The organism is Pseudomonas sp., assembly GCF_030147005.1.
Classification (GTDB): domain Bacteria; phylum Pseudomonadota; class Gammaproteobacteria; order Pseudomonadales; family Pseudomonadaceae; genus Aquipseudomonas.
Window position 1 is genome coordinate 1 of the sequence record NZ_JASLAW010000098.1, and the last position, 8,611, is coordinate 8,611.

Here is an 8,611-nt window from a genome sequence, read left to right on the forward strand (position 1 = left end):
ACATGGGCCGCTCAGCGACGGCTCACCATTGCACCACCTTGCGCACCTTCATCAGCGCCTCTCGTAATGCCGTAATCGACACCGACCCCAGCGCCAGGCGCAACGCATGGGGCGCATGGGCCGCTCAGCGACGGCTCACCACTGCACCACCTTGCGCACCTTCATCAGCGCCTCTCGTAATGCCGTCATCGACACCGACCCCAGTGCCAGGCGCAACGCATGGGGCACATGGGCCGAGACGGCAAACGGCTCGGCGGTGGATACGCAAATGCCCTCGCGCTGCAAGGTCATGGCCACCTGATCGGCGCGGGCGTCTTCCGTCAGCGGCAGCCACAAGAAATAGGACGAGGGATGGCTGATATAGCTCAGTCCGGCCAGCACATGCGCAGCCAAACGTTGCCGCGCCTGAGCGTCTTCGCGTTTTTGCGCCTCCAACTGCGCGACGGTGCCGTCTTCGATCCAGGCCACGGCGATCGCACTCATCACCCCCGGTACGTTCCAGGTGGTCGCCATCACCGTGCGTTCCACTGCATTGACCCAGGCCTTGGGCGCCGCGATGAAACCCACGCGCAAGCCCGTAGCGATACTCTTGGAAAACCCGCCGACGTACACCGTGCGCTCCGGCGCCAACGTCGCCACCGGCGGCGGTGCGTGTTCGGCGAGGAAGGCGTAGGCGGCGTCCTCGATGATCATCAGCTGGTGCTGTCCGGCTATCGCCACCAAGCGCTCGCGCTGCGCCAGGCTCATCACCCAGCCCAGCGGGTTATGCAGCGTCGGCATGCAGTAGACCGCGCGCACCGGGCGCTTGCGGCACAGGGCCTGCAGGTAATCCAGGTCCGGGCCGGTGGCGCCGGTCGGGATCGCGACGACTTCCAGGTGCAGGGTTTCGGCCAGCGCCTTGAAACCCGAATAGGTCAATGCGTCGGCGGCAATCACATCGCCGGGTTTGAGCAGCCCCATCATCGTGACCGCCAAGCCGTGCTGGGCACCGCTGACCACCACTACCTGTTCGGCCTGCACCGCCAGCCCGCGATGCAGCAAATGCCGCGCCACCGCTGCTCGCTCGTGCAGGCGGCCGGCATGGGGCTGGTAGCGCAACAGTGCTTCGAGGTCGCCCGACAACGCCAACTGGCGCAGTGCACTACGCAACAGGTCTGCCTGGCCGGGCAATGACGGGTAGTTGAAATTCAGGTCGAGCATGCCCGCCGCGACTGGCATCTGCCCACTGCCCTGCCCCGGCGGCAAGGATATTTCGCGCACGAAGGTGCCACGCCCGGTTTCACCGCTGACCAGCCCCATCGCCTCCAGCTCGGCGTACACACGGCTCGCCGTGACCAGCGCCAGCCCGTGGTCGGCGGCGAGTTGACGGTGCGTGGGCAGGCGTGTGCCGGGCGGCATCTTCCCCGAGCGAATGCCCTCGGCGAACGTATCGACCAGCGACTTGTAGCGGGCGCGCGGCATAGGCGATGTATCCATGACAATTTTTTGATTGCCCCGATCTTCAACCCTAGGATGGCCTGTACGCAACTTCCCTCTTCCGGACATGCCTGCCATGCAACGCACCTCCCCTCTGCACACTCTGGATACCAGCACCCGGGGCTGGATCAACGGTTTTATCGGCGTCGTGATCTTCAGCGGTTCGCTGCCGGCCACGCGTCTGGCGGTGATGGAGTTCGACCCGGTGTTCCTCACCATGATCCGCGCAACGCTCGCGGCCATCCTGGGCCTGTGCCTGTTGTGGTGGTTCAAGGAAAAACGCCCCACCCGTCAGCAATGGGCGTCCTTGGTCATCGTCGCGCTCGGCGTGGTGGTCGGTTTCCCGCTGTTGACGGCGCTGGCGCTGCAATACGTAACCTCCGCGCACTCTATTGTGTTTATCGGCCTGCTGCCGCTGGCGACGGCAAGCTTCGCCGTATTGCGCGGCGGTGAGCGGCCAGGGCCGGTGTTCTGGTTGTTTTCGGTGATGGGCAGTGCGCTGGTGATGGGTTACGCCTTCGCCCAGGGCCTGAGCGCCGCGCCCGCCGGGGACCTGCTGATGCTGTTGGCGGTGCTGGCGTGCGGCCTGGGATATGCCGAAGGCGCCACGCTGTCGCGCAGCCTGGGCGGCTGGCAGGTGATTTGCTGGGCGCTGGTGGTGTCGCTGCCGATCGTCGCGCCGCTGAGCGTGCTGCTCGCGCCTGCGTCATTTACCGGTATCAGCCTCCCGGCCTGGCTGAGCCTGGGTTATGTCGCACTGTTCAGCATGTTGATCGGCTTTGTGTTCTGGTATCGCGGCCTGGCCCAGGGTGGCATCGCCGCGGTCGGTCAGTTGCAGTTGCTGCAACCTTTCTTCGGCCTGGCCCTGGCGGCGGGCTTGCTGCATGAGCAGGTCAGCCTGGGCATGCTGCTGGTCACGGTGGCGGTGATCGCCTGTGTGGCCGGGGCGAAGAGGTTTGCGCGCTAGCGCTACGGCCCACGGCCTGCTAAACAGAAATGTCGTCCCCTGCCATTTCAAGGACTTTGCATGCACAGCGCTTCGCTTCAGGAAATCACCGCCCCCGAAGGCATTTGTTACGGCTGCGGCGGCAGCAACCCCCACGGCCTGCATATCAAGAGCCGCTGGGCCAGCGATGGCGTGCACGTCGTCGCCGAGCACCTTCCGGAACCCAAATACAGCGGTTGGCCGGACCTGGTGTATGGCGGCCTGATCGCCATGCTGGTGGACTGCCACTCCAACTGGACAGCCATGGCCTACCACTATCGTTCCGAAAACCGTGAGCCCGGCAGCCTGCCGTGCATCGACTGCGTGACCGGTAACCTGGGCATCAAATTCATCAAGCCTACCCCCATGGGCGTCACGCTGACCTTGCGCGCCCGCGTCGACGGCGAGGTGGCGCGCAAGACGCGGATAATCTGCGAGGTGTATGCCGGCGAGGTGCTCACGGCCGTCGGCGACTCGGTGTTCGTGCGGGTCGACACCGGGCAACTGGCTGCCGCCGCCCATGGCCGCGCGGACTGAACCTGGTCTACATTGACGGCAACCGCTAATCGAGGACTGCACCGATGACTCGTCTCACCGCCAAAGACTTTGCGCCCGAACTGCTGGAACTCTACGACGGCTACGCCCACGGCAAACTTAACCGCCGCGAGTTTCTCGACCGCGCCGCGCTGTTCACCTTCGCAGGCCTGTCCGCTTCCGCCCTGCTCGCCGCCCTGAGCCCCAACTACGCGCTGGCCGAACAGGTGAAATTCACCGACCCGGAGATCGTCGCCGACTACATCACCTACCCGTCGCCCAAGGGCAACGGCACGGTTCGCGGCTATCTGGTGCGTCCGGCCAAGGCCACCGGCAAATTACCCGCCGTGGTGGTCGTGCATGAAAACCGCGGCCTCAACCCCTATATCGAAGACGTCGCGCGGCGCCTGGCCAAGGCCGGCTTTATCGCCCTGGCGCCAGATGGGCTGACATCGGTGGGCGGCTATCCGGGCAACGATGAAAAAGGCGTGGCCCTGCAACAGACCGTCGACCCGACCAAGCTGATGAACGATTTCTTCGCCGCCATTGAGTGGCTGATGCACCACAACAGCAGCACCGGCAAAGTCGGCATTACCGGTTTCTGCTATGGCGGTGGCGTGACCAACGCGGCGGCGGTGGCCTACCCCGAACTGGGCGCGGCCGTGTCGTTCTACGGGCGCCAGCCCGAGGCAAAGGACGTGCCGCGCATCAAGGCACCGATCATGCTGCATTTCGGCGAGTTGGATACGCGCATCAATGAAGGTTGGCCGGCGTACGAGCAGGCGTTGAAAGCCGCCGGCACGACCTATGAGGCGTTTATCTACAAGGGCGCCAACCACGGCTTTCACAACGATTCGACGCCACGCTATGACAAAGCGGCGGCAGACCTCGCTTGGGAGCGCACGCTGGGATGGTTCCGCAAATACCTGGCCTAGGCACAATCAAAATGCGCCAGGAGGCGCGACCTAATACCAGTCACTCAAGAAGGAGCGCCGTACTGTGGCGAGGGAGCTTGCTCCCGCTGGGCCGCGAAGCGGACCCAGAAAATGGGCCTGCTACGCAGTCCAGCGGGAGCAAGCTCCCTCGCCACAGGTCACCGGTTGTCTGCACCAGCGTTTGATTGGCTGGGGCTAGGGCTTGCCCCCGTCCACATCAGACCGCACTCGCCCGCAACCACTCCTTGAACGCCAGCATTGCTGGCGTCTCGGCCCGTGACTGCAAGCGCGTCAGCCAGTAACTGCCGGTGGTGATCCGCGCCTCGAAGGGCTGACGAATCACATCACTCTCCAATTGCCGCGAAAACATCATCGCCGGCGCCAACGCCACGCCGATGCCTTGCAGCGCCGCTTCCATCATCGCCAACGACGAATCGAACACGATACTGCGCGGCACCAATGTGTCCGCCGGCAGCCCGGCGGCCTGGAACCACAGGCTCCATTCATCGGCGCGGTATGAGCGCAGCAAGGTGTGTTTCAACAGGTCGGCCGGCGTGTGCAGCTGTTCGGCCAGGTGCGGCACGCAGAGCACGCTGAGCGGCGCTTCCAGCAGTTGGCAGGCCTCGGTGCCGTGCCAGGCGCCGGCGCCGAAACGGATCGCGTAATCCAGGCCTTCGGCGGCGACATCGACGCGATTGTTGTGAGTGGACAGGCGCAGGTCGATAAACGGGTAGCGGCTCTGAAAATCCGGCAAGCGCGGCAACAGCCAGCCCACCGCAAAGGTACCGACCGCGCCGACCGCCAGCACTTCGCGGTAATGCCCGGCCTCGAACTGGCCCAGGGTTTGGGCAATGCGGTCGAACGATTCGCGCAGCACCGGCAGCAGGGTTTCGCCCTCAGAGGTGAGCATCAACCCGCGTGGCAGACGTTTGAAAAGCGTGACATTGAGTTGCGCCTCCAGGCTTTTAACCTGGTGGCTGACCGCCGCCTGAGTCACGCAGAGCTCGATGGCCGCGCGGGTGAAACTCAGGTGCCGGGCGGAGGCCTCGAAGGCGCGCAGGGCATTAAGAGGTAGATGGGAGCGCAGCATGCTTGACCCTAGGTTTTCTAATGGCTCGTGCAAGATATCATCGTTTGTACCCGCCACTGTTAACGCCTAGATTGGCGGCGCCCGCGCAGGCCACAGCCCTAGTCAATCCTTACATGGAAGCGAAAATAATATGCACGAGAAATTCTGTCCTGGCCTTCGGAACATGCTGACAGGCGGCTTACTGCTGATGTCAGGCCCGTGCATGGCCGCCGCCGATCTGCGCCAGGTCGTCGACAGCCATGTCGAACCGCTGATGCAGCAACAGGGTATCGCCGGGCTGTCGGTGGCGGTGGTGAAGAACGGTCAGGCGCAATACTTCAGCTACGGTGTCGCCTCCAAAGAGGGCAAGCAGCCCGTTACGGAAGACACCCTGTTCGAAGTCGGCTCAGTGAGCAAGACCTTCACCTCAACGCTCGGTGGCTATGCCCTGGCCAGCGGCAAATTGAAGCTGTCGGACAACGCCAGCCGGCACTGGACCGAACTGGCCGGCAGCGCTTTCGATCACATCAGCCTGTTGCAACTGGCGACCTACACAGCAGGCGGCCTGCCGCTGCAATTTCCCAATGCGGCCGACAACGCCGCCGCCATGCCCGATTACTACAAGCATTGGCAACCCGGTTACACCCCCGGCACGCAACGCCTCTACTCCAACCCAAGCATCGGCCTGTTCGGTTACCTTGCGGCCAAAAGCCTCGGCCAGCCGTTCAACGTCGCCATGGAACAGACCCTGCTGCCGGCGCTGGGCTTGAAGAACACCCACCTCAACGTCCCCGCCGACAAGCTCGGCCGGTATGCCCAAGGCTACGACAAACAGGCAAAACCGGTGCGCGTCAGCCCCGGCGCACTCGACAACGAAGCCTACGGTATCAAGAGCAGCACCCAGAACCTGGCACGCTACGTGATGCTGAACATGCACCCCGAGACCTTGAGCAAACCGCTGCAGCAGGCGATAGCCACCACCCACGCCGGTTACTACACCGTCGACGGCATGACCCAGGGCCTGGGCTGGGAACGCTACCCTTACCCGATCGGGCTGCAAGCGTTGATCGACGGCAACTCAACGCCGATGGCGATGGAGCCGCACAACGTCAACTGGCTGAACCCTGCCCAGGCACAGCCGGCCAACGTGCTGTACAACAAGACCGGCTCTACCAATGGCTTTGGCGCGTATGTGGCGTATGTGCCGAGCAAGGACATTGGCGTGGTGATCCTGGCCAACAAGAACTACCCGAATGGCGAGCGAGTGAAAGTGGCTCATGCGATCTTGAGTGCCATCGATCACTGACCGACGTCGGTCTGTTCAACCGTCGCGGCCGCCACTGACCGCGACGTTCGACCCTGCCGGGGCAATACACGAGGCGGGATGCTATTTGCGTAACTGTAGGTAGTAATTGTCTTCCGGCTCTGGCTGGAAATGGATACTGCGTAAAAACGCCTCCAACGCGTGAATGTTGAAAGCGCAGTTTCGCCGCTTGATAGCACCTAGATAGTCCAAAAGCTGCCCATAGGTTTCTTCCATCAAAGCCAACGCGGCGTCAAATATGCCAGCGTCGCCATAGCTGCGAATAATGTGTGTTTTTTGTTCTGAAGTGAGCGGGCCCTTAACCAACGCCTTACCCGCCAAGATCATCAGGAAAGACTTCGGTCCTCCCTCCAAATCTGCAGCGAATCCTTTCTTTCCAAAATGCGGAATATGATTGATATCGCAGTAATCGTTGACATAACGATAATAGATACCCATCAGGAGCATCATGCGTTCGAGCAGAGTATAAGTCTCAGTTTCCAACGCCTTTAGACATTGACAAGCCTTTAACGGAAATACAAAAAAACAGCCCGTGTTGGCTTGCGCAATACGGCCGTATTCTTCCAGGGTGGGCAACGTATCACCTGCACTTGCGTTGGCGTCGAGGAATTGCCCTACATGCAAGCGCTCAAGGCTTTCTATACCGGCATTCACAACCTGTATGTCATTGAGCTCAGCCAGTATTCGCAGGCCATCCAGGTACCCATACATCCCCGACACCAATGCGACCTCTGCACCGTACTGTTTCCAAACCGCAGTGATGCCACGGCGTAAAGCATCACCGTCAAGCAGGTCGTCATGTATCAGTGAAGAAAGATTCATTCTTTCGATGGCTGCGCAGAGGACACGGGTCTGCGCAGACGGTAAACCGTACAGCGCCGAGAGCGCCCACGTGAGTTCTGTTCGCGCAAGCTTTCCGGTTGCGCGTTCTTGATACCTGAAAGGCTCAAACCATTGGGCCTTGGCATTCAAGTACCACGTATCATCGAATGATGAGCAGGAATGGATCATCTCTTATGACCTCGTTATTGACGGGATGAGAGCGTCCATTCTCACTTTTCTTCCACTGCGTTCTCGCGCGTAAAAGACCGTCAACACTGCGCAGGCCACTGCTTTACGAGGCACCATCGGCACGTGTATGAATACTAGCCTGTCCTTTATGGCACGCAATAAATGAAGATAAACATATTGACTATAAATCTCGGCGAACTCATTCCAAATACCTATAACTATCGCACTACATCCAACTATATTGAGTACTCGTAAGTACCACCGCACTGACGGCGCACTACCCCAATGGAAGATCCACTGACACCGGCTGACCCGAATGATCGACAGACCGAAACTGTCGGCAGACTGCGCGCCCACCAAAGTAAGTCGCCGCCCCCCGATACCCAGCTGCCCATCAGCCCCTTCCAGTTACCCCCATGGCTTGAGACAGCGACTTATCCGCTGAGCCCTTTTACGGAACAGGCCCAACAGCACACGCGCCAGTGGCTCAGGAACATGGGGCTGGAACAGACACCCCGCGCCACCCATCAATTGGATATTTACATACCCGGCACCTACGCCGGTTACATGTGGAGTGAGGCGCCGCTTGAGTCATTGCTCATTCTTTCTGATCTGGTGGGCTGGTTCAGTTGCCAAGATGATCTTGCCGACGAAGACTGCAACGACCCCGAAGCCCTCGAACGTCTGATTCGTGGCGTCTACGCCAGCGCCTTCACACGCGCCACCACGCCTCGAGAACCGTTGGCCTGCGCGCTTGCAGATATCATGCGACGCGCGTCACGCTTGATGCCTGCGCTCTGGCAACAGCGAGTTGCCGAGCAGTACCTAACCTACCTGGCCCCCTGCACCACCGCGCTGATGCACCGCATCCACCACACGCAACCGGGGGTAGAGGGTTATGAAACACTCTGGCAAAACGCTGGCGGCTTTCAAGTCTGCCTGGAGTTCACCTACTGGGCGCAACACATTCAATTACCTTCATCGCTTTACTACAGCCAACCCTGGCAGGAACTGCGAAACCTGGCCTTGAATCTCTTCAAAGCGGTAAATGATTTGTTGTCGTTTCAGATCATGGAAAACCCTGACGAAGACATCTACAACCTTCTGACTCACCTAAGGCACACCCAAGGCTATTCGGCGCTGCAGGCGGCAACCGAAGTTTCACAACGCATTGAACAATGGGCGATAAGGTTTGCAATGGTGCAAGCCGAGTTGCCCCAACGCCTGGACGCGCTGGGCTATGACGCGCGCACGCAGGAGCAAGCAATGATTTGTGC

General features: G+C 61.0%; 8 protein-coding genes. 5 read left to right on the forward strand and 3 right to left on the reverse strand.

The window, feature by feature from the left end; translation table 11 throughout:
• Positions 1–135 precede the first annotated feature (135 nt).
• Positions 136–1,461: a PLP-dependent aminotransferase family protein gene (locus Q1V60_RS09495; RefSeq protein ID WP_300629603.1), complete on the reverse strand. Its 1,326-nt coding sequence runs from the start codon at positions 1,459–1,461 to the stop codon at positions 136–138.
• A 91-nt stretch (positions 1,462–1,552) separates the two neighbouring features.
• Between Q1V60_RS09495 and Q1V60_RS09500 the strand changes: the two genes are divergently transcribed.
• From Q1V60_RS09500 to yghX, 3 genes are read left to right on the forward strand one after another with little or no spacing between them, the layout of a single operon-like run.
• The gene (locus tag Q1V60_RS09500) at positions 1,553–2,443 is read left to right on the forward strand and encodes a DMT family transporter (protein WP_300629605.1); all 891 of its coding nucleotides are present in this window, start codon (positions 1,553–1,555) and stop codon (positions 2,441–2,443) included.
• 60 nt (positions 2,444–2,503) lie between these two features.
• The gene (locus Q1V60_RS09505) at positions 2,504–2,998 is read left to right on the forward strand and encodes a PaaI family thioesterase (protein WP_300629607.1); all 495 of its coding nucleotides are present in this window, start codon (positions 2,504–2,506) and stop codon (positions 2,996–2,998) included.
• A gap of 44 nt (positions 2,999–3,042) precedes the next feature.
• Complete coding sequence (gene yghX / locus Q1V60_RS09510) at positions 3,043–3,930, forward strand: YghX family hydrolase (protein ID WP_300629608.1); 888 nt, start codon at positions 3,043–3,045, stop codon at positions 3,928–3,930.
• Between the two features lie 217 nt (positions 3,931–4,147).
• Here yghX and Q1V60_RS09515 read toward each other — a convergent pair whose 3' ends face one another.
• Positions 4,148–5,020, reverse strand: a complete 873-nt coding sequence (locus Q1V60_RS09515; RefSeq protein ID WP_300629609.1) for a LysR family transcriptional regulator — start codon at positions 5,018–5,020, stop codon at positions 4,148–4,150.
• A gap of 130 nt (positions 5,021–5,150) precedes the next feature.
• Between Q1V60_RS09515 and ampC the strand changes: the two genes are divergently transcribed.
• Positions 5,151–6,305: a class C beta-lactamase gene (gene ampC / locus Q1V60_RS09520; RefSeq protein ID WP_300629611.1), complete on the forward strand. Its 1,155-nt coding sequence runs from the start codon at positions 5,151–5,153 to the stop codon at positions 6,303–6,305.
• Between the two features lie 81 nt (positions 6,306–6,386).
• Here the strand turns inward: ampC and Q1V60_RS09525 are convergent, their stop codons facing one another.
• Positions 6,387–7,295: a polyprenyl synthetase family protein gene (locus tag Q1V60_RS09525; RefSeq protein WP_300629613.1), complete on the reverse strand. Its 909-nt coding sequence runs from the start codon at positions 7,293–7,295 to the stop codon at positions 6,387–6,389.
• Positions 7,296–7,829: 534 nt separating this feature from the next.
• Between Q1V60_RS09525 and Q1V60_RS09530 the strand changes: the two genes are divergently transcribed.
• A partial coding sequence (locus tag Q1V60_RS09530; protein ID WP_300629615.1) for a terpene synthase family protein occupies positions 7,830–8,611 on the forward strand: 782 nt, incomplete at its 3' end.

Excerpts from the sequence above, each read along its gene's own strand:
- Q1V60_RS09515 (WP_300629609.1), bottom strand. The coding sequence starts at position 5,020 with ATGCTGCGCTCCCATCTACCTCTTAATGCCCTGCGCGCCTTCGAGGCC.
- Q1V60_RS09495 (WP_300629603.1), bottom strand. The coding sequence starts at position 1,461 with ATGCCGCGCGCCCGCTACAAGTCGCTGGTCGATACGTTCGCCGAGGGC.
- ampC (WP_300629611.1), top strand. The coding sequence starts at position 5,151 with ATGCACGAGAAATTCTGTCCTGGCCTTCGGAACATGCTGACAGGCGGC.
- Q1V60_RS09500 (WP_300629605.1), top strand. The coding sequence starts at position 1,553 with ATGCAACGCACCTCCCCTCTGCACACTCTGGATACCAGCACCCGGGGC.
- yghX (WP_300629608.1), top strand. The coding sequence starts at position 3,043 with ATGACTCGTCTCACCGCCAAAGACTTTGCGCCCGAACTGCTGGAACTC.
- Q1V60_RS09505 (WP_300629607.1), top strand. The coding sequence starts at position 2,504 with ATGCACAGCGCTTCGCTTCAGGAAATCACCGCCCCCGAAGGCATTTGT.